22 protein-coding genes are annotated in these 17,074 nt (G+C 60.3%); 19 read left to right on the top strand and 3 right to left on the bottom strand.

The genetic code is table 11. The features are described 5' to 3' along the window. Positions 1-261 precede the first annotated feature (261 nt). The 13 genes from LR961_RS17985 (at position 262) to LR961_RS17925 (ending at position 10,167) form a co-directional block, all read left to right on the top strand. A complete protein-coding gene (locus LR961_RS17985; RefSeq protein WP_232151347.1) occupies positions 262-573 on the top strand; it encodes a hypothetical protein in 312 nt (103 codons plus the stop codon). Positions 574-644: 71 nt separating this feature from the next. Next, the gene (locus LR961_RS17980; RefSeq protein ID WP_232151346.1) at positions 645-1,187 is read left to right on the top strand and encodes an HAD family hydrolase; all 543 of its coding nucleotides are present in this window, start codon (positions 645-647) and stop codon (positions 1,185-1,187) included. Positions 1,188-1,651: 464 nt separating this feature from the next. Then, positions 1,652-2,326, top strand: a complete 675-nt coding sequence (locus tag LR961_RS17975; protein ID WP_232151345.1) for a hypothetical protein — start codon at positions 1,652-1,654, stop codon at positions 2,324-2,326. A 78-nt stretch (positions 2,327-2,404) separates the two neighbouring features. Further along, a complete protein-coding gene (locus LR961_RS17970) occupies positions 2,405-2,812 on the top strand; it encodes a hypothetical protein (RefSeq protein ID WP_232151344.1) in 408 nt (135 codons plus the stop codon). 530 nt (positions 2,813-3,342) lie between these two features. Next, entirely contained in the window at positions 3,343-3,717 is a 375-nt protein-coding gene (locus LR961_RS17965) for a hypothetical protein (protein WP_232151343.1), read from the top strand. A 1,153-nt stretch (positions 3,718-4,870) separates the two neighbouring features. Then, complete coding sequence (locus LR961_RS17960) at positions 4,871-5,245, top strand: nuclear transport factor 2 family protein (protein WP_232151342.1); 375 nt, start codon at positions 4,871-4,873, stop codon at positions 5,243-5,245. A 109-nt stretch (positions 5,246-5,354) separates the two neighbouring features. Then, complete coding sequence (locus LR961_RS17955) at positions 5,355-5,759, top strand: VOC family protein (protein ID WP_232151341.1); 405 nt, start codon at positions 5,355-5,357, stop codon at positions 5,757-5,759. 64 nt (positions 5,760-5,823) lie between these two features. Further along, positions 5,824-6,345 (top strand): hypothetical protein, encoded by a 522-nt coding sequence (locus tag LR961_RS17950; protein ID WP_232151340.1) that lies wholly within the window; start codon positions 5,824-5,826, stop codon positions 6,343-6,345. Further along, entirely contained in the window at positions 6,342-7,463 is a 1,122-nt protein-coding gene (locus LR961_RS17945; protein ID WP_232151339.1) for a hypothetical protein, read from the top strand. Before LR961_RS17950 ends, LR961_RS17945 begins: the two co-directional genes overlap by 4 nt. Positions 7,464-7,534: 71 nt before the next feature. Further along, entirely contained in the window at positions 7,535-7,804 is a 270-nt protein-coding gene (locus LR961_RS17940; RefSeq protein ID WP_232151338.1) for a hypothetical protein, read from the top strand. A 111-nt stretch (positions 7,805-7,915) separates the two neighbouring features. Further along, on the top strand, positions 7,916-8,278 hold the full coding sequence (locus LR961_RS17935) for a DUF4124 domain-containing protein (protein ID WP_232151337.1): 363 nt from the start codon (positions 7,916-7,918) through the stop codon (positions 8,276-8,278). A 573-nt stretch (positions 8,279-8,851) separates the two neighbouring features. Beyond that, entirely contained in the window at positions 8,852-9,136 is a 285-nt protein-coding gene (locus LR961_RS17930; RefSeq protein WP_232151336.1) for a hypothetical protein, read from the top strand. Positions 9,137-9,399: 263 nt separating this feature from the next. Continuing rightward, positions 9,400-10,167, top strand: coding sequence for a murein L,D-transpeptidase catalytic domain family protein (locus tag LR961_RS17925; protein ID WP_232151442.1), 768 nt, complete (start codon positions 9,400-9,402; stop codon positions 10,165-10,167). Here LR961_RS17925 and LR961_RS17920 read toward each other — a convergent pair. Continuing rightward, entirely contained in the window at positions 10,142-11,161 is a 1,020-nt protein-coding gene (locus LR961_RS17920; RefSeq protein WP_232151335.1) for a L,D-transpeptidase, read from the bottom strand. The genes LR961_RS17925 and LR961_RS17920 overlap by 26 nt on opposite strands. Before the next feature lie 311 nt (positions 11,162-11,472). On the opposite strand from LR961_RS17920, the gene LR961_RS17915 reads away from it, so the two are divergent. From LR961_RS17915 to LR961_RS17890, 6 genes are all read left to right on the top strand, one after another. After that, a complete protein-coding gene (locus tag LR961_RS17915; protein WP_269670804.1) occupies positions 11,473-11,706 on the top strand; it encodes a DUF1653 domain-containing protein in 234 nt (77 codons plus the stop codon). A gap of 216 nt (positions 11,707-11,922) precedes the next feature. After that, positions 11,923-12,273: an excalibur calcium-binding domain-containing protein gene (locus LR961_RS17910; protein ID WP_232151334.1), complete on the top strand. Its 351-nt coding sequence runs from the start codon at positions 11,923-11,925 to the stop codon at positions 12,271-12,273. Between the two features lie 43 nt (positions 12,274-12,316). Next, positions 12,317-12,835 carry a hypothetical protein gene (locus LR961_RS17905; protein WP_232151333.1) on the top strand — a complete coding sequence of 173 codons (519 nt, stop codon included), beginning with the start codon at positions 12,317-12,319 and terminating at the stop codon, positions 12,833-12,835. 37 nt (positions 12,836-12,872) lie between these two features. Continuing rightward, entirely contained in the window at positions 12,873-13,307 is a 435-nt protein-coding gene (locus LR961_RS17900) for a VOC family protein (RefSeq protein ID WP_232151332.1), read from the top strand. Positions 13,308-13,408: 101 nt separating this feature from the next. After that, on the top strand, positions 13,409-13,807 hold the full coding sequence (locus LR961_RS17895; protein WP_232151331.1) for a GFA family protein: 399 nt from the start codon (positions 13,409-13,411) through the stop codon (positions 13,805-13,807). 112 nt (positions 13,808-13,919) lie between these two features. Then, on the top strand, positions 13,920-14,264 hold the full coding sequence (locus tag LR961_RS17890) for a GFA family protein (RefSeq protein WP_232151440.1): 345 nt from the start codon (positions 13,920-13,922) through the stop codon (positions 14,262-14,264). A 278-nt stretch (positions 14,265-14,542) separates the two neighbouring features. Here the strand turns inward: LR961_RS17890 and LR961_RS17885 are convergent, their stop codons facing one another. After that, positions 14,543-15,673, bottom strand: coding sequence for a CoA transferase (locus tag LR961_RS17885; protein WP_232151330.1), 1,131 nt, complete (start codon positions 15,671-15,673; stop codon positions 14,543-14,545). 17 nt (positions 15,674-15,690) lie between these two features. Then, positions 15,691-16,869 carry a CoA transferase gene (locus LR961_RS17880; protein WP_232151329.1) on the bottom strand — a complete coding sequence of 393 codons (1,179 nt, stop codon included), beginning with the start codon at positions 16,867-16,869 and terminating at the stop codon, positions 15,691-15,693. Positions 16,870-17,074 lie beyond the last annotated feature (205 nt).

The raw sequence follows: 17,074 nt of genomic DNA, 5'->3' as shown, positions 1-17,074 counted from the left end.
AGTCGGAGGCGTTAGATCGCGGCGTTCTTGAGGCCAAGATTCATTCAAATGGCTTCGCGCGTTGCCCATATTGCGGGCGCTCATTCGACACAGAAGCAGCCATGTCGTGGAATGGGAAAAGACATAAAACTTGCGGCACCCATTTGCGGCTGACACCTTCCGGGTAAGATGCCTAACAATTCATTCAAGCCGACGTCGCTTCGCGACGCGGCTTAACTCTGGTGTTAGGCCCCAATGCATTTCTGTCGAGTTGATGACTACTTGTCTGTTTCCCGAATCACCGGGGGGCAGGACAATATCCTGCAAATACGACTTTCCATGACGGAGCCAGACGCGGTCGATGTAGATGCGCGCCCATTGGCTGGCTTTTCCTCGACGCTGCTAGATGAGAGCAAGGTTGTTTCAGCGGTGATGGAAGGTCTGCGGCAGGCAAATGCCGAGCTTGGCACTTCGTACTGGATATCTCACATCAGGTTCGTAGCCAATGATTCGAAGCCCGAGAAAACCTACTCGCTTCTCACCCAAGCTCTACTGGGTCAGTATTACGCAGGGAACCCGTCACTTGGCGCCTAACAATTCATTCAAGCCGAACCCGCTTCGCGGCTCGGCTTAATTCAGGCGTTAGAGCTCAAATCAAGCACCACATGAAACTCTTAATTCTTGATCTTGATGAAACACTCATCCACGCGACTGAGGGCTACCTAGATCGCGACCCTGACTTCGAGGTTGGGCCGTACGCTGTGTATAAGCGCCCTGGACTTGACCTGTTCCTATCAAAGGTGACATCGCAGTTTCACTTAGCAGTTTGGACCTCGTCCACTCGTCTTTACGCCGCTCCCGTTGTGGAAAACATATTTCCATACGATGTCGATCTCAAATTCGTGTGGTCTAGGGAGCGCTGTACGATGCGTTTTGACCCAGAGCACCATGACTACGAATGGGCAAAGAATCTCGACAAGTTAAAGAGACGCGGCTATAAACTTGAGCACGTGTTGATGGTGGATGACACGCCTGCAAAATTAGCTAGGCACTACGGCAATCTCGTCAGGGTAAAGCCATTCTTGGGAAATCTAGCGGATCGGGAACTTTTTCAGTTGAGCGAGTACCTGCCCACGCTAGCGGAGACGCCAAATGTTAGAAGAGTTGAGAAGCGATTTTGGCGCAAAGCTAGCACTAGTGAGCCCTAACAGTTCATTCAAGCCGAACCCGCTTCGCGGGTCGGCTTAATTCCAGAGTTAGGCCACATGGAAAGCTCCGATCGCATATCGCTTGATGATCTTTCATACGTCCGTAAAGCCGTATCAGTTATGCGATCACGGTCAATTCTTGCTGCAGCAGTGGGCGGACTCATCTTCAGCGCTCTCGTTGTCACGGCATGGCTCTGGCTGCGACCTCACGAAATTTCAGCGGCTGTTTTCCTAGCCGCAGCCACCTATCTTCTGTTCGGCCTGCCGCTCTTGGCGCATAAGGTGAGGCATTGGCGCAAGATCAACCAGCGCCTTTCGGACGTAGAACTACGAATCCGAGCTGGTGAGGTTGTGTACGGATCGCAAGTGCATTTCCGCTAGCTTGTAGCCCAGCAATTCATTCAAGCCGACCGCTGCTTCGCAGCGCCGGCTTAGTTCAGGCGTTAGGCGTCAATGGAAAGATCATGGCACTCAAGTACCTAATTTCACTATTCCTTTCACTAGCCACAATGCCGACATTTTCAGCAGAGAGCCAAGCGCCAGATGAGAACTTTATGCTGATCCTTCGCGAAGTTGAGGGTGCAAACAAGCAAGAGTTCGGGTTCAAAGCTACCGGCCCAACAACTGCCACGTTGAACAATGGCGAGACAGTCACAATCAATAGCGCCTGGTTCGACCTCATTGGTGACATGCATGTGCGGTTCGTGATCGACGGCGAGCATTCCATGCAGAATCTCAATGCAGAGGAGTTCTCTGAGCTTGGCCTAACTCCGGAACAAGCAGCCGAAATTGCCATCTTCAACATCAAGAGACGTTACGGAGCACCTCAAGCAACACCATGGGAGGGCGGCATCATGCTGGTGGCCGGAGAGTCCCCAGATTTGGATAGCAGCTACTTCCTTGATCATGAGTTCTGGCAGACCCAGCTGGTTAAGTACCCGACCGGACTGATTGTTGGCGTACCAAAGCGTGGCGGCCTGATATATGCCCCTGTGTCTGACAGTCAGGCCGTCTCACTACTGGAGCGCAACATTCGCACCCTTTACGAGTCGAGTGACAACATGCGGGTGTCGTCTGCTCTATACATGTTTAAGGACGGCCAATGGACTGTTCATCGCAAACCAGCTTCGCTAAATTGACGCCTAACAATTCATTCAAGGCGACGCTGCTTCGCGGCGCGGCTTAATTCAGCCGCTAGCCCCCCCTAGGAGATGGCAATGGTTCTGAGATGGGCATTGGCATTCTTTGCTGTTCTAGGCGGCTTTTCGGTTGCGGGCGTGCTTGGAAGCCTTGCAACTGGCTTTGCTGGATTCTGGCATCTTCCAGGCGCCGGTTTCAGTGCTGCACTCGCGGTCGTAGTCGTTGCCTATCTCGCTGCACCCAGCCACAAACTCCGCGCTGCCATTGCAGCCCTCGTCTTTGGAGCTATCGCCGCATGGCTGCTACTCGAGCCTTCTTTCTACCCTGAGAACTACGGCGACCGTGGCGCCTACGAGCCAACGCACCTGCCAATCATTGCCACCTACACCGGCGGATTGCTTGGTCTCCTTGTTGCAGCAATCATCGGGCGCTGGGCGGGGCCTAACAATTCATTCAAGCCGAAGCCGCATAGCCGCTCGGCTTAATTCAGGCGTCAGGTGCTTCAATGACCTTATCCGCAACCCTCGCAATCGCACTCGTAGCCGGCTCTCCGGTCAGTCCTGAATTGTGCAGCGGCGTTGATAACAAGATTGAGCCAGACATGCGTATTCTCGAGTCAGATCTGACCCAATTGGCTGCAATTGAGGCTTCTGACAAACTCAGAGCCATGATTGAGCGCGGGAATCTTGGCGGGGAGTTCCAGTTCGGAGCGCTCAACCAATCAAAGATCATCTACGGTCACATACTGCTTCGCCAAGCTCAGACTGATAGCAAAGAGTTCGGCCTGGACTCAGCGGAGTCGAGAGGCTCGGCAAGAGCGCTATGTACCTGGCTCAATAGTGAGGGGTTCTGGCATGACTAGTTCGTCGCAACCAGCGCCTATCAGTTCATTCAGGGCGACGCCGCGACGCGGCGCGGCTTAATTCCAGAGTAAGGCCTGCTTATGAGCATAACTGTTGCCACCGTTCTTACAGCGGCACTCGGGAGCGCTACTGGTCCGCCAGATAGCGCTTGCGTGATTCAGTTCGCCAATGGCAGCGAGCACAGCAGCATTGCACAGCACTTTGCAGTGGCGCTGGAAGAAGAAGTGCACGATGAAAGCTCCCTCCGCTTCGCCAAGGCTAATGGCACCTTCGACATAGAGTTCTATCTTGTAGGCGCTCCGGCCAACAACATCAGAGCCTATCCCACTGACGATAGATTCAAGGTCTTCTATGTCCTGACGCGGCACGACGGAAAGTTCATATCCGCTGATGTTATGAGCTGCAACGGAAATGGCTCAGGGTGCGCGACTTCTGCTGTCAGGCGGCTTGTCGAGGCCTGTGCCCGCATGCCTAACGTTTCGTTCATGCCGAACCCGCTTCGCGGGTCGGCTTTATTCCAGAGTTAGGCCTTGATGGAAACTTTCCTCGCAGCCATTTTTTCCTTCTCAGCGATAGTCGCCGTTCCTACGTTTGTTGTGTCGGCGTACAACTCCCGGGTCTTTGATCGTTACCTCCGGGAAAACCATCCGAACACTTGGGCCAAGATCGCCCCGCCGCCGGGTGCCGAGCCGTCAGCGTCAGCCCCAAGCGTTCGGTTCATAACCCAAAAGAGTTACAGGACGATAGGAGATTCACACCTAAACGTCCTGGGTGATCGGTGCTTTCGCTCTGGCTACTGGACTGCCTCAGTGGTTCTCGTGCTGATACTATCGGGCGTCGCATATGCCACACTCAAGGCCTAACAATTCATTCAAGCCGATGTCGCTTCGCCGCGCGGCTTAACTTCGGCGTTAGCTGCGGGACGAATCTGATGGCTCTCGAGAAGCGATGCAAAAGCTGCAAGAAGAAGTTCTGCTTTAGCTATTTTCAGATGTGCCACATCTACGGAAGCATGCATGTTTGGTCGCACAAATGCCCACACTGTGGGGGCAACATGCGGACCCCCTGGGCAGGTGAGATTCCAATAGCGGTTTCGAGCCTTATTCTGTCGGCCGCATTGGCTTACGGGATGCTCAGGCCGTCCCATGAATTTATTGTGATCATAGCGGCGATGGTCATTTCCTATTTTTTAAGCGGCGCCTTCCGCTACTTGTTCTTAAGCGTGAGCGACCTCTCATACTTCCGCCGCTAACAATTCATTCAAGCCCCCGTTGCTTCGCAACGCGACTTAGTTCAGGCGTTAATCCCCATGAATCAACTTGCCCGCCTGCGGAACTGGTACGCAGCTTAATGCGATGGAGACTGGGAGCACTTTTACGGCATCAACATTGACACGTTGGACAACCCAGGTTGGTCCCTCAGCATCGATCTATCTGATACCTATCTCAGCGGGTAATCATTCACTAAAGCACATCGCGGTGGCTCAGAAGAAGATGTAGATTGGCTTCATTTAAAGATTGAAGCCGGGAAATTTGAAGCAGCCGGGCGTGTCAGATCTTCCGGAGATGCGGGAAGTTTTTTTTGGTTTTTACGGACTACTGACGCCTAACAATTCATTCAAGCCAAAGCAGCTGAGCAACCCGGCTCAGCTCTGCCATCAGGCCGCTATCTGGAGCATTCATGGAGCCCGAGATTCGCCAACTTGAAGAGATGTTGCGCCGTGCGATGCTGCACAGTGATGTCGCAGCACTCGACGCGCTCATTGACGATGAGCTTCTTTTCATTGGCCCCGACGGGCGGCTCTTCACCAAAGCGGATGACCTGGAACTGCACCGTTCTGGCGTGCAACAGCTCACACATGCCGAATGGCGGGAGGTTCTGGTTCAAGTGCATGGCGCGACTTCGGTTTCCGTGGTCACGGCATACCTGGCGGGCGTCTTCAGTGGCCAGCCGTTCTCCGGCTTGTATCGCTACTGCAGAACATGGGCACAGCACGGTGATGGTTGGCGAATCGTTGGCGGGAGCGTGTCAGCGATCGCAACCGAGGCATCGTGAGTACTCATCCAAGCATTTCACTCAAGCCGACCGTTGCTTTGCCGCGCCGGCTTGGTTCCCGTGTTGGACCATTGAGCCACCACTCCCTTTCATCCGGCACATGACACCAATGCTTCATCACATCTCGTTCGGCGTTGCCAACTTACGTAGGTCAGCCGAGTTCTACGATGCCGTACTCACGGAGCTTGGCTATGAGCGGGTATGGACGGACTTCGGGGGCGATCCGGACACTCAAGCCGTGGGATACGGTGAGCCCGGTGGAGGGGACAAGCTCGCACTCAAGCAGGTCGCAGTTGGGCGAGCGTCGCCGGGACCCGGCTTTCACTTCGCCTTCTCCGCACCAAGCCGCGATGCGGTTGATCGCTTTCACAAGGCGGCCATTCTTCACGGCGGTACTGACAACGGACGCCCCGGGCTACGGCCTGACTACGGCTCCAACTACTACGCGGCATTCGTCATTGATCCGGACGGCTTTCATATTGAGGCTGTTATCAGTACCGTGGCCGTGGCCTAACTATCCACCAACATCGACGTCACTTCGCGGCAGGGTTCATTCAATCCTTGGACCAAGGAAAAGCATGAAACGCATACTGTTGATTCTGCTTGCCGCGCTGGTTCCATCCACGTCGTTCGCAGGCTTTCCCTTCGAAGCTACGCTTGAGGAAATGGCTGGCGCCGCTGATCACATTCTGATTGGCCGTGTCAGCGGCGTTGAAATGATCGACGACCGTGGCAGGCCCGTTCGGGAAAGGACAGCGATGACCGGCCCGGGGCTCCAGAACACCATCAGACTCCTTGTCACAGTCGATGAGGTTCTTGTCAGTAGTGCAGCGAACGTGCCGAAAATTCTACCTTTGCCGTTGGCAAGCCATCTGCACTACAGCCTAGGGCAGGTGAGCGACGCACACGACGGCGATACAACTGCGCGACTCCTGCTTCTTCAAGGCGACGACTTTGTAGCCATAAAGCCCGGCGTGTTCATGCGCCCGTTGAGTGACAAGGATGGGCGACCGAGGAGAGCCAGTCCAGGCATCCATCGTTCGTCCTGGTTCCATCGTTCAAGTGGCCGGAGAACGCCACGAACGACAACTGGCAGGTGAGCGGGGAAGTTGGCGTCGCGTTACGCCTGCTCAGGAACATCATTGCCACGTACAGCATCGATCAGACGCGGATCTATACCACCGGGCAGTCGATGGGCGGAATGATCTCGTTCTATCTCAACGCGAACGAGCCCGATCTGTTCGCTGCATCGATGTACGTTGGCAGCCAATGGGACACCCAGGCGCTTGCGCCACTTGCCGACGATCGCTTCCTGTATGTCATTTCAGCCGCTGATCCGAAAGCCTCTGTTGGCATGCAGGAGCTTGGCGCGATGCTGTCCTCGCGTGGCGTCAGGTATGGCGAAGTCGAGTTTGCAGCCAACCTGCCACTCCCCGAACAGAACAGGCTCACACAGGATCTTCTGGATCAGGGGTTGCCGATCAACTTCATCCGCTTCACGCCCGGCACCGTCGCGACGGTCGAGTACCAGACCAACCCGAAGGCGTTCGAGCATATGTACTCGTTTGACCACGCTTTCTCGACAACCTTCTTCATTCCCCTGGCGCGGGGCACCTTCCGTGCACCTGCCATCATTCACATCCACGCCGTACTGCTGTTCGGCTGGCTGTTCTTCTTCATCCTGCAGGCTTCGCTGATCCAGAAGCGCAAGGTGCTCACCCATCGCCAACTTGGCGTCGTTGGCGCTGCACTGTGCATTGCCATCGTCATTTCCGGCGTCCTTGTCGGGTTGCATGCGACCCGGCGCGACCTCGCCGCAGGGGGCGGTGATCTGGCCCTCGGCCAGTTCGTGAACATCCTGATCGAGATGTTCCTGTTCGGAGCACTTGTTGCCGCAGCCATCGTCCTGCGCCGCGACCGTGAGAGCCACAAGCGCCTGCTGATGCTGGCTACGATCTCCGCACTGGCTCCGGCATGGCTGCGGCTACGCCATCTGTTTCCGGATGTCCCCAATCCGTTCGTTACGTTCTCGCTGCTCGCCGATTCGCTTTTGCTGGTGGCCATTGCCCGCGACTGGATCGTGCTCAAACGCGTCCATCCGGTTTACCTCTGGGCCGGGGCAACGATGGTGGCAGCGCATGCCGTGGAGTTGCTGGCCATCACCAGCCCGCCCTGGTTGCGCCTGTCCCGCTTCCTGCTGGGAACGCCCGCCGCCTGACCGTTCCACCAAGCCGGGGCCGCGTTGCGGTCAGGCTAGAATCGGGAACATTGCTCAACTGCCGAGTCACCATGACATCGATAACCCAAGCGCCCATCAGCACCGCCGCAAAAGTGCTCACCGTCCTGCTCACGATCGTTGGCGTCATTCACCTCATTGATTTCATCTTTTACGGCCAGGCCCTGCGCAATGTCATCGCCGGGATCGCGTGCGCTCTGATGGCGTACGGCACCTACAAGAATGGGCTCGGCAAGGAGGTGCGCGACCAGCAGGCCCGCTATGCATCGCTCATCGGTGGGGCTCTGTTCGTGGTGTACCTGGCCATCCGCGTTCTGGCATGAATGCATGGCTCGGCTGGGAGCAACGCGTCCTTCAGCTGCGGCCCCTTCGCCGGTCGAATCCGGCATGATCGCAACCCACATGTTCCGACTAGTGTTCGCAGGAAGCCCACGATGACAAAGGCCTGTCTGATCATTCTTTCCTTCGCCGTTTTCCCGGCCCATGCACAACCGGTGTTCAAGTGCACCGGCACGAACGGCAGCAACAGCTACCAGTCCACCCCTTGCCGCGACGGCGAAACCTCTGCCCGCCGCGGGCACGCTGCGGCATCACTGGGCTCGACGCCCTCCCAGTCCGTTGTACCCGCAGCACCGGGCCAACGCCGCGTGCAGGTCCGCTATACGACGACGGCTGCCAACGAGGCATGCGATGGCGCCAAGGCGATGCGTACAGCAGCGTTGGGCGCTGCTGGGGCCGCTGCCGACGCAGCGCTGCGCAGCCGCCTGGATCGGGATGTCCAGAACGCGTGCAGGTAACGCCCGATACACGGCGTGCTGCTCGAAATACTGACCGAAAAACACGCAAGGCGCGTAGCGTTGCAGGAGTTCCCGGCATGCACCGGCGTTGTGCATTCACGCCTGCGATAGCCCCCGCCTGCGGGCCTGAACATTGCGCTCCGACCGGTTAGCCTCAGCTACCACCGGCACATGAGCCGGCATGCGGAACGAACCGGGGTAATATACGTCCAGCACCGACATCGAGCCGTGCAGATTGATGCGGCATGATGCGACACATCAAGGAGTAGGAATGGATTCTTACGTTGCGTCCGTTGTTGTTGCCGGGGCCATCGGCGGCCTGGTCGTGGTGGTTGTCATTGCATTGGTTTTTCGCAGGCACTGCCCCGCTTGTGGAATGGCCTTGCCGAAGTTCCGGCGGCCAACCGGATTCCGTCAGGCTTTGCTTGGAGGCTGGAACTGCACAGGATGCGGAACGGCCATCGACAGGAACGGCCGAAGTAGGTGAAGTACCCGGGTGCCACTGTCGGGTGCAGTTCCAGCCGGCAGCGGAATGATCGCTTCTTTCGCCATCTGCACATTCAAGGAATCTGCATGCGCGCCTCCATTCGCTCGTTCCTGTACCTGGCAATCGGCTGGTTGTTGCTGGTCGCTGCAACGGCGTACATCTTCAATCCGGCCGTTGGCCCGGTTGCCATCAGCATCTCTCCCAATCCGTTCTGGTCGGTGGATGCGACGGGCAACCCGCTGGCGCCCTTCAGCGTGATTCTCAAGACCCGGAACTGGCTGCTGCTGTGTCTGGGCCCGATTGCTGCCGTTGCCTTGCTGATGGCGATCAGTTGGTTCACGCAGCGGCGCAAGGTCTCATCGGCGGGCTGAGATTCAAGCGAACCGAGTGCGCGTGGCGTCGCCAAGCCGGGAACAGACATTGCTCGGGCGTAGCTGACGCACTGCTGGCCGCACGCCTCCAAACCACCGCTCCCGCTGGTGCGCGGCGCTGCTTCTGTACACCAATGTGAAGACGGGCAACGCGGCCGCTGTGCGGCCTCAGCCGGCAAACAGCTGAACGGCAGATCCCGCTACCGTTGAACCATGAAGGGCATGCCTCCAATTAGGTGGCGACTCAATCACATGTGAAGACGATGAAGCTCAGGCTCACGTGGCCCGTCCTGCTTGGATTGGGGGCCTTGTCCGGGACGAACGCGGTGACCGCTGCGCCAGCGGCGTCGCTGGGTGAACGCCTCGCGCGCGCAGCCCCGGAAGCGAATGCGACGGTATTGAAGCAGGCCGCATCGGCCATGATGTGCGCCAGCAGCCACGACCCGGTGGCACCGCGTCGGCTTGCGGTCATCGATTATTCGCGCCCGTCCACGCAGCGACGGTTGTGGCTGTTCGACCTGAACACGGCGACATTGCTGGACGCCGAATGGGTGGCGCACGGGCGTGGCTCCGGCGACAACACGCCAACCTCGTTCTCCAACCGTCCAGGCAGCTACCAGTCCAGTCTGGGCTTGTTCCAGACCGGGGTGACCTACCAGGGCGGCAACGGTTACTCGTTGCGGTTGGAAGGGCTGGAGCCAGGCATCAATGACCTCGCCGCGTCCCGCGCGATCGTCATCCACGGTGCCGACTATGTCAGCGAATCGTCCATTCACAGTCTCGGCCGGCTGGGCAGGAGCCTGGGTTGCCCTGCGCTTCGCAGAACCGTGGCGCGGCGCCTGATCGACGAATTGGCCGGCGGGCAGTATGTCTACGCCTACTACCCGGACCCGGCCTGGCTATCGTCACCGGCAGCCAATCACTGCGCTACGTCGACGGCCGGCACTCCCGCGCCCGCAGCGTCCCGGTCACCCGGGAAAGCAACTGCTGCCGTTCACCGCGCTGCTAGAGCTCAGGCGGGTCAGCATTGATGACCTGAAGCGTCGCCCCGGTGGTCGTGGGGAGGACGTGTTCGTCTGTTTCAACCAGTACGGTGCCGGGCACCAGCAGCGGCAGCATGACTTCCACAAACTGCGGCGGCACGACCAGGCGCGCCATGTCCGTGGAGGTCACTGGCAGCCCCGCTTCGTGTTCATTGCCCGGAATGCCGATGCGCACCCACGGTGGCATGACGCCCGGCGCGCCACCGGCGGCAACCATGTACGCATGGGTGCCCGGGGTTGGGCCGGGCTCCCTGAAGGCAATACGGCTGCGGCCGATTTCCAGGCCGTTGCGATAGACGAACAGGCGTTGATCGGCCGTGCTCATCACCATGGACACCGGCCCGGTCGGCGCCAGCTCAGGCTGCCAGCGGAACTGCTCGCCACCGGCGAGCGCAAGATTGCCCAGCTCGGCGCCGGTCATCGGATTGATCGGGCTGGCCGCCACTGGATGCACCAGGCCATCGGGTGATTTGCCCTCTTCGGAGATGACGACGGTCATGCTGAGCGTGCTGCTGTCGAACAGCAGGCGCGCGAACTCCGAGGGCATGTGCACGCAGCCGTGCGATTCGGGATAGCCGGGCAGCCCCCCGGCGTGAAGGGCAATGCCGTCCCAGGTCAGGCGCTCCTGGTAAGGCATCGGCGCGTTGTTGTACTTGCTGGAACGATGATCCTTGTCCTTCTGCAGGATCGTGAACACGCCGGTCGGCGTCTCGTGACCCGGCTTGCCGGTGCTCACCGATGTGAACGCGATGAGTATCCCGTTGCGGTACACGTAGGCGCGTTGCTCGGTCAGGCTGACGATCACCGCCATCGGCCCCATCGCCTTGTTGTCGCCACCCCAGACCCACTCACCGGGCTTCAACTCGGAGGGAGAAGTATCGGCCGGGCTGGATTGCTTGGCACCCCAGGTGGGCACCGCATGGGAGGGGACGGCCTGTGCAAACAGAACCAGCAATGCGGAAACGAGAAGGAGCCGGCGCATGTGTTGCTTTACCTCACTGGATTCATGGAAATGACGCGAAGCCCTGGGCGACGCGCTCTGGGGAAGGCCCTCGTTACGAGCACGCAGTCCGCATCGTGAACCGGCAACCTACCGTTACACGCCGCGCGGGATCGTGAAGTACGGCCGTGACGTGGTCAACATGGCCATCTCCCACGTCATGAAAGCGACGGACCGCACACATTGAGCCGGCCGCTCGCTCTGCGTGCCTTGGCCAATGGCTTGGCTGGGAGCGCCCGGACGGCCGACAATCCATGGCCGCAGCCCGACGCCCGAGATCAAAGCGAGACGCAATGAGCAGCAACGAAGAAGCAACGATTCGCCCTGGCCGCTACCGCCACTACAAGGGCAAGGATTACGAGGTCCTGGGCGTGGCGCGGCACAGCGAGACCGAAGAGCTGGTCGTGGTCTACCGGACGCTGTACGGCGACCATGGCCTGTGGGTGCGGCCCTACGCCATGTTCTGCGAGACGGTGATCGTGGATGGCAGGCAGGTGCCGCGCTTTGCGCCGGTTGCCACGGAATAGGCGCAACACGGATTCAACGCGCGGCGGCTCATGTTGCTGTTGTGCGGCACGGTAACCGTGCAGGGGCCATGGCTCGCGCCGGGACTTCATTCCAGCCTGCGGCAACGCCACAGATAGCCGGGACGTTTCCCGGCTTGCTCCCCGAGTACCCCAGGTCAGGCAGAGGGGCCGGCGGGATTGGTATCCTGCCGCACCTGTTGCTGGTTTGGGGGAACCATGCAATCCGCGATCAAGGCTGGAACGCTGCTGGTGCTGCTTGCCGCCTGCACGGTGGTACAGGCGCACAGTGGCGGGCTGGACAAGCATGGCTGCCACACCAACCGTACTACCGGTGATTACCATTGCCACCGCGGTGGTGCGGCGCCGCCATCGACAGTGACTCCACGACTGGCACCGCAACGCATCGCACCAACGCGTATCGCACCGGCGTCCGGCGCATTTGCCAATTGCTCCGAAGCCCGTGCTGCCGGCGCTGCCCCGGTGCGCCGTGGCGAACCCGGCTACGGACCACACCTGGACCGTGACGATGACGGCATCGGTTGCGAGCCGTATCGTGGGCGGCGCTGAGCACGATCATTGGCCTCATTCATCATTCGCAGGGAGATTACGCATGAGCAGGGAAGATGTAGTTGCCGTTGGCGTACGTTTGTTCGCGTTGTTCCTGTTGCTGCTGGTTGCGCGCTCCTTTCCCAGTGCGATTGCGCTGTTTCAGCAAGGCGGTGACCAAGCTGCACTGATAACGATCGTGCTGGTCATGGCAGCGAGCTTGGCGGTGTGTGCACTGCTGTGGTTCTTCCCCCTGAGCATCGCCCGCAAGCTGCTGCCGGCGATGAAGGAGCCGCGCAGCGAGAGCGCCATGAGCGGCCCGGTGGCGTTTTCGGTGGGGCTGTCCCTGCTCGGCCTGTGGCTGCTGACCCGCGCCATTCCCGAGGCGTTCTACTGGGTGACGCTGGTCCTGCTCAACCGGCGTAACGATGCCGCGTATGTGGCATTCGACCATGACCAGTTGGCTCGCATCGTCCTGACCGTGGCCGAACTGGCCCTTGCCGTCTGGTTCATCTTCGGCGCCAATGGCATCAGGCGTTTGATCGAGCGTTTCCGCTACGGCGCCGCCGCCAACCTGCAATGATCTTCCGCACCCGCACCGCCTGAACCAGGAAGCTGCCATGACACTGCCCTTCCAAATTGAACGCATCGATCACGTGGTGTTCCGGGTAAGCGACATTGAGCGCAGCATCGCGTTCTATCGCCAGGTGCTTGGTTGCGAGGTGGTCCGCCGCCGCGATCACCTGGGGTTGGTGCACCTGCGTGCCGGCGCGTCGATGATCGACCTGATCAGCATCGATGGAAAGCTGGGTGCACGCGGCGGCGCGGCCGCACAGGCGCAGGGTCGCAATGTGGACCATCTTTGCCTGCGCATTGAACCGTTCGATGAAGCCGTGCTGGTGAACCACCTGCGCGGGCACGGCCTTGCACCGACAACGGCCGAGGTCAATTTCGGCGCGGAAGGCGATGGACTGTCCCTGTACGTTGTGGACCCGGATGGGAATGGCATCGAACTGAAAGGGCCCTCCCATCCCGAACGCCTGGAGCCAGCCTGAGTCCATCGCATTGGATGCGTTGATCGCCCGGCTGCCGGTGTGCGCTTTCGGACAGGCGCTTCACTCGCCACCGGCTTTTCCTCGAAAACCCAGGAGGATGCATGCATACCCAGCAAGGTTCGTGTCATTGCGGCAAGGTCACGTTCGAGTTCGAGTTCGACAATGCGATCATCGGGGCGCTGGAGTGCAACTGCTCCATCTGCCTGCGCAAAGGCGCACTCTGGCATGCCGTGGATGACCGCCAGTTCCGCATTCTTTCCGGGCAGGACAGCCTGTCGCTGTATCAGTTCGGCACGCGCACCGCACGGCACTTTTTCTGCAGCCATTGCGGCACCAGCACCTTCAGCAACCCGCGCATCGCGCCAAGGATGTGGGTGGTCAACCTGCGCTGCGTGGACGGGGTCGATATCGACGTGCTGCCCAGACAGGCATTTGATGGCCGCAACTGGGAAGAAGCGGCACGCCAGTTCATGCAGGCGCGTGCGCCTTCCCCGGCCTGAGGCAAAGCCACGCCTGCGAAGGAGTCCAGCGGCATCGCGATACCACCGCTCACTGGATGGCAACTGGCTGGCGTTATCCTTGATATGAAGTTCAACGCCTGTGGAGGGCGCCATGGTGAGTGGAAGCTGTCATTGCGGTGCGGTGCGTTTCGAGTGTGATGGCGAGCCCAGCGAAGGCTATGAATGCAATTGCTCGCATTGCAGCCGAAAGGGTTTGCTGTTGTGGTTCCTGCCGCGTGATGCAATGCGCATCACCGCTGGGGCCGATGGCTTGAACACGTACACGTTCAACCGGCATGTGATCCAACACCAGTTCTGTCCAACCTGCGGCTGCCAACCGTTCGGGTTGGGAAAGAAGCCGGATGGGTCGGAGATGGCAGCAATCAACCTGCGCTGCCTTGAGGAGTTTGATCTGGCTGGGGTGAAGCGCGTTCCGGTGGACGGGAAGGCTTACTGAGGGGCTTTTGGGACGGAAGCAGAAGCTAAAGCGCCCTCCCCCCTCCGCGCCCCGGCCCTTGCGCTGACGCAAGGGCGTTCGATGGATCGCGAACCGATGGTCCGCAAGCGCCCCCCTTCACTCCGCGTGCCAGAGAGGGGCTTTCAGATCGCGGAGGTGTTGATCGCTCCCTTCTCCCGTTGGCGGGAGAAGGTGCCCCGTCAGGGGCGGATGAGGGGAGCATTTGGGTTTTCCTGCCAGCAACTTCCCTCGCCCGCTCTGGGGAGAGTGGCGATTGATCACCGTTGTGGCGAAGCCAGCCCCAACTCCGCCAGTACCGCAGCAGTGGATTCACCCACGCCATCCAGATGCGGATTGATCCGCCCAGGTTCGTTGGCGAACTTGATCGGAATGCCCAGGTGAGTGCCGCCCGCTTCGTCGGTCCACACCATTTCGCGGGCGCGGGTATGCGGATCGTTGAAGGCTTCGGTCAATGTCTTCACCGGTGCCCAGCACACGTCGATGTCGTGAAGGAACAAGGTCCATTCCACCAGCGAACGGCGCGAGAAGGTCTCGACCAGGAATTCCTTGACCGGGTCCTGGCCCGGGCCGGGCGGCAGGTGGCACAGGTGGATCAGATCCGGGCGGCCCAGCGCGATCAGCAGATTCTCGGCGAACTTGTGTTCGGCGCCGCCCAGCGCAATCCAGCGGTCGTCCGAACAGCGGTACAGCTTGTACAGCGCGTTGCCGCCCCAGCTGCGCTCTTCCTTGATGACCGGGTCACGGCCCAGCGCGAATGGCGGGCCGAGCACGTTCGGCAACCACGCCATCAGCGCGTCCTGCATCGACAGGTCGATGTAGTCGCCCTGCCCGGTGCGCTCGCGGCGGAACAAGGCCATCAGGATGCCGTTGAGCGCCATCAGCGAGCCGGCCATGTCGGCCACCGGCATGTGCGGCATCGCCGGGGTGCCATCCAGCGCGCGGTTGAGGCTGACCACGCCGGTGTCGGCCTGCATCGCCAGGTCATGCGCAGGCCGGTTGACCTTGGGGCCGGTCTGGCCGAAAGCACTGATCGCGCAGTACACCAGCGTCGGGTTGATCGCCTTGCAGCTGTCGTAATCAATGCCAAGGCGCTTGGCGACGCCGGGGCGGAAGGCTTCCACCACCACGTCGGCCCATTCCACCAGCTTGGCGAATGCCACCTTGCCTTCGGCACTCTTGAGATCAAGCACGATGCAGCGCTTGCCACGGTGCGTGTTGCGGAACCAGGTACTGACGCCGGCCTGCTTGAGGCCGACTTCGCGCACCGGCTCGCCCGTGGGTGGTTCGACCTTGATCACGTCCGCGCCATGGTCGGCCATCATCATCGTCAGATGCGGGCCCGGCAGGAACAGGGACAGGTCAAGAACGCGTACACCTTGCAGCTTCATCGTCGTGCTCCTTCGCCTTACGCGCCCAGTAGGCGTGCGCGGTCGGCGTCGTTGTAGCCCAGCTCGCGCAGCAGTGCCTCGGCATCAGCGTTCAAGGGCGGGCAGGCATCGCCGGACAGGCGCTGTCCGTCGAGCTTGATCGGGTTGCGCAGCAGGCGCTGCGTGCCTTGCGGGTGCGCGACGTCCTGCAGCATGTCCACGTCGCGCACATACGGATTGTCCAGCGCCTGCGCGATATCCAGCACCGGTGCGATCGGAATGCGCCCGGCGAACTTCTGCGTCCAGTACGCGGTCGGCTGCGTGCTCAGGATCTCATCAACCAGCACGGTCAGCTCCTCACGCACATCACGGCGTGCGGCAAAGTTGCCGAAGCGTGGCTCGGACGCCCACGCAGGGCTGCCGATGCCTTCGACGAAGGTCTGCCAGAACTTCTCCAGCATGCACATCACCATCACCCAGCCATCAGTGGTCCTGTAGACTTGGCACGGCACGGTGGATGGATGCGCGCTGCGCGACAGACGCTCGGTGCGATGGCCTTCGTTGAGATACCAGGTAGCCGGGTAGCTGAGCTGGTGCAGGGCAACGTCAAACAGGCTCACGTCCACGTCGCGGCCCTGGCCGGTACGCATGGCGCCGATGATCGCGGCCAGCAGGCCCATCGACATCGTGGTGCCGGTCATGAAATCGACCATTGACAAACCGAAGCGGGCCGGCGGTGCATCCGGCTCGCCGGTCAGCGCCATGAAGCCGGCTTCGGCCTGCATCAGGTAGTCGTAGCCCGGCCATGCGGCTCGCTCGTTGTCGCGGCCATAGGCGGACAGATGGGCGCAGACGATCTTCGGGTTGAGCCTGGACAGCGTGGCGTAGTCCAGTCCGAGCTTGGCCGGCTGGTCACCGCGCAGGTTGTTGAGCACCGCGTCGGCGCTGGCAACGAGCTTCTCGAAAACCTCGCGGCCTTCGTTGGCTTTCAGGTCCAGGCGCAGCGAGCGCTTGTTGAGGTTGAAAGTCTGGAAGAACAGGCTGTCGCCTTCGCCCAGGAAGTACGGGCCGGTGGCACGCGAAACGTCACCGCCCGGCGGGGATTCGATCTTGATGACCTCGGCGCCCAGATCGGCCAGGTGCATCGAGCCATAGGGGCCGGCACCGTACTGTTCGACGGCAAGGATGCGCAGCCCCTGCAGGGGAAGCTCTTTCATGTGGGGCCTCTGGTTGTAAAAAGCACCGCAGTTGGTTGAGGACTGCGGTGAAGGGATGCTGCTCTAACCCTTCTCCCTCCGGGAGAAGGTGCCCCGAAGGGGCGGATGAGGGTTCGCGTGGCCGGCACTGGCTGTGCTTCGAGCCTACCCTCACCCCAACCCCTCTCCCGCACGCGGGAGAGGGGCTATCAGATTGCTGCCATCC

The organism is Stenotrophomonas sp. SY1 (assembly GCF_021202945.1).
In the GTDB taxonomy this organism is placed as follows: Bacteria; Pseudomonadota; Gammaproteobacteria; order Xanthomonadales; family Xanthomonadaceae; genus Stenotrophomonas.
Note: the sequence above shows the minus strand (reverse complement) of the source record. Positions and strands in the feature narration are given on the sequence as shown.

Bases quoted from the DNA above. Each gene is read 5' to 3' on its own strand.
- LR961_RS17980 (WP_232151346.1), top strand. From the start codon at position 645: ATGAAACTCTTAATTCTTGATCTTGATGAAACACTCATCCACGCGACT.
- LR961_RS17975 (WP_232151345.1), top strand. From the start codon at position 1,652: ATGGCACTCAAGTACCTAATTTCACTATTCCTTTCACTAGCCACAATG.
- LR961_RS17970 (WP_232151344.1), top strand. From the start codon at position 2,405: ATGGTTCTGAGATGGGCATTGGCATTCTTTGCTGTTCTAGGCGGCTTT.
- LR961_RS17960 (WP_232151342.1), top strand. From the start codon at position 4,871: ATGGAGCCCGAGATTCGCCAACTTGAAGAGATGTTGCGCCGTGCGATG.
- LR961_RS17955 (WP_232151341.1), top strand. From the start codon at position 5,355: ATGCTTCATCACATCTCGTTCGGCGTTGCCAACTTACGTAGGTCAGCC.
- LR961_RS17950 (WP_232151340.1), top strand. From the start codon at position 5,824: ATGAAACGCATACTGTTGATTCTGCTTGCCGCGCTGGTTCCATCCACG.
- LR961_RS17940 (WP_232151338.1), top strand. From the start codon at position 7,535: ATGACATCGATAACCCAAGCGCCCATCAGCACCGCCGCAAAAGTGCTC.
- LR961_RS17935 (WP_232151337.1), top strand. From the start codon at position 7,916: ATGACAAAGGCCTGTCTGATCATTCTTTCCTTCGCCGTTTTCCCGGCC.
- LR961_RS17930 (WP_232151336.1), top strand. From the start codon at position 8,852: ATGCGCGCCTCCATTCGCTCGTTCCTGTACCTGGCAATCGGCTGGTTG.
- LR961_RS17925 (WP_232151442.1), top strand. From the start codon at position 9,400: ATGAAGCTCAGGCTCACGTGGCCCGTCCTGCTTGGATTGGGGGCCTTG.
- LR961_RS17920 (WP_232151335.1), bottom strand. From the start codon at position 11,161: ATGCGCCGGCTCCTTCTCGTTTCCGCATTGCTGGTTCTGTTTGCACAG.
- LR961_RS17915 (WP_269670804.1), top strand. From the start codon at position 11,473: ATGAGCAGCAACGAAGAAGCAACGATTCGCCCTGGCCGCTACCGCCAC.
- LR961_RS17910 (WP_232151334.1), top strand. From the start codon at position 11,923: ATGCAATCCGCGATCAAGGCTGGAACGCTGCTGGTGCTGCTTGCCGCC.
- LR961_RS17905 (WP_232151333.1), top strand. From the start codon at position 12,317: ATGAGCAGGGAAGATGTAGTTGCCGTTGGCGTACGTTTGTTCGCGTTG.
- LR961_RS17900 (WP_232151332.1), top strand. From the start codon at position 12,873: ATGACACTGCCCTTCCAAATTGAACGCATCGATCACGTGGTGTTCCGG.
- LR961_RS17895 (WP_232151331.1), top strand. From the start codon at position 13,409: ATGCATACCCAGCAAGGTTCGTGTCATTGCGGCAAGGTCACGTTCGAG.
- LR961_RS17890 (WP_232151440.1), top strand. From the start codon at position 13,920: ATGGTGAGTGGAAGCTGTCATTGCGGTGCGGTGCGTTTCGAGTGTGAT.
- LR961_RS17885 (WP_232151330.1), bottom strand. From the start codon at position 15,673: ATGAAGCTGCAAGGTGTACGCGTTCTTGACCTGTCCCTGTTCCTGCCG.
- LR961_RS17880 (WP_232151329.1), bottom strand. From the start codon at position 16,869: ATGAAAGAGCTTCCCCTGCAGGGGCTGCGCATCCTTGCCGTCGAACAG.